Origin of the sequence: Microcystis sp. M53598_WE2 (assembly GCF_030067735.1) — a bacterium.
GTDB classification, from domain to species: domain Bacteria; phylum Cyanobacteriota; class Cyanobacteriia; order Cyanobacteriales; family Microcystaceae; genus Microcystis; species Microcystis aeruginosa.
Window position 1 is genome coordinate 1 of the sequence record NZ_JASJFE010000306.1, and the last position, 2,114, is coordinate 2,114.

Consider the following 2,114-nt stretch of genomic DNA (forward strand, 5'->3'; position numbering starts at 1 on the left):
GCTTTATGAAGGCTTTTCGGGCTAAAGGTCGGATGAGGGAGCTATTAAGCAATATTCCCGTCCATATCGTCCTTAATGCCCAAGTGGGACTAATGGGGGCAGTTTCCTGCGCTAGTCAGCTATGAGGGAGGGTTGACTGGATTTTACCAACAGCAGCAGCGATTGAGGTAAGCGATCAAAAAAATGTTCTCCATGACGGTTTTCCTGCCCTTGGCTGTGCTTGGGCGGGCTTAGATTTTATTTTTGGGGTTTATCGACAAAAGCGGCTAGAAAGCCTAAAAAATGCCGATCAACAGCTAGAAAAAGCCCTACTGTCCTGTCAAGAAAAAATGTTAAATTGCGACCGGGCCAGTTTTGCCGACAAACTGCACTGGCGCGGTGATGGAAAACAGCCTAGGGCAGTTGCTCTGGCTGGGGGGTCAATGCTATGATTAGGGAGACTTTTGCGGGTATAGTTCAGTGGTAGAACGTCACCTTCCCAAGGTGAATGTCGCGCGTTCGAGTCGCGTTACCCGCTTCTGACGACAATTGATGTAATATATCAATTAGCTGGCAAGATGGGCATGAGCAAGTTAACCCCTTTGGCTGTTAACCGTCCCGTCAAGCTGCTCTAGGGTAAAGATAATCCTATCGCTACCATGAAACTAATTATCGGGGGACGTTACCAGGTTATTAAACCTCTAAGTCAAGGGGCTTTCGGTCAAACTTTTTTAGCCCAAGATAACTATCGCCCCGGCCGTCCTCAATGTGTGGTCAAACAGTTAATCCCCCAAGTGGTTAACGAAGTTACTATAGGATTATTTGAGAGTGAGGCCAGAGCTTTAGAAAAACTCGGCCATCATCCTCAAATACCGCAATTTTTCGCCAGTTTTCAGGAAAATAAGTCTTTTTATATCGTTCAAGAATTTATCGATGGTCACGATCTTAGTCAGGAAATCTCTAAGGGTAAGCGTTTAGAAGAGAGTCAGGTAATTCAGTTATTAAAAGATATCTTGGAAGTTCTCGCTTTTGTCCATCAAAATAACATTATTCACCGAGATATCAAACCCCATAATATTATCCGTCGCCAAGAGGGCCAGCTAGTTTTAATCGACTTTGGCGGAGTCAAACAAGTGGGGACTCAATGGCTAAAAGCAAAACAGACCAGTGTGTCTATTGGGATTGGCACCCCTGGTTATATGCCTAGTGAACAGGCGCAAAATAAACCGCGATTGTCTAGCGATGTCTATGCCGTGGGAATCATCGCTATTCAAGCCTTGACTGGTCTCAAACCGACGCAATTTCCCGAAGATGCCGAAACCGGAGAAATCGCTTGGCGCGATCAGGCCGATGTTAGAGATGATCTAGCAGTTATTATCGATAAAATGACCCGTTATGACTGGCGCCAACGCTTTCCCTCGGCAGCAGAAGTTTTAGATGCCATAAAAGAGTTACTGCAATTGCGTCAGCAACAAGCTTTAGTGCGGGAAATTTCAGCAGAGGAGTTGTTTTATCGCGGTAACGCGCATCTCGATGTGGGGCAGCATCGCGAAGCAGTTCAATTGTATCAGCAGTCCCTGCGGAAAAAGCCCAATTTTGTCAATGCTTGGTATAACCGCGGTCTGGCCTTGCAACGATTAGGGCGTTTTCCTGAAGCTTTAGGGTCTTTTAATCAGGTAATTCAATTAGAGACTAATAATGCTCGGGCTTGGTTTTATCGCGGCATCGCTTTAGCTAATTTACGACAAATCAGCGCCGCAATCGCATCTTTGGATAAGGCGATTCAACTGCAGCCAGATTATCTGGAAGCATGGCATTACAAAGGCATGATTTTCTGTCAGATGCAACGTTATGCCGAAGGTCTAGCGGCCTATAATCAGGCCCTGGCCATTAAATCCGATGCTAATGTTTGGTTTAGCAAAGGCGAAGCTTTACGGGAATTAGAACGACTCAGTGAAGCGGTCGCCGCTTATAATAAGGCTTTACAGTTACAATCCCAAAAGGCTGAGGCGTGGTATCAACGGGGTTGTTGTCTCTACAAGTTAAAATGTTTCTCGGAAGCAGTGGTTTCTTTTAACCAAACCCTACAACTAGAGCCTAGCCATCAATTCGCTCTCCAACAACGGAATTTAGCC

The 2,114-nt window shown here is 45.7% G+C and carries 2 protein-coding genes and 1 tRNA gene; all 3 read left to right on the forward strand.

What is annotated here, in order from left to right; genetic code table 11:
* Positions 1-125, forward strand: a 125-nt coding sequence (locus tag PX636_RS06645) for a glucokinase (protein WP_288116557.1), incomplete at its 5' end; no start/stop codon positions are given.
* 320 nt (positions 126-445) lie between these two features.
* Positions 446-517, forward strand: a tRNA-Gly gene (locus PX636_RS06650).
* 121 nt (positions 518-638) lie between these two features.
* The coding region (locus PX636_RS06655) for a serine/threonine-protein kinase (RefSeq protein ID WP_288116556.1) at positions 639-2,114 on the forward strand (1,476 nt) is incomplete at its 3' end.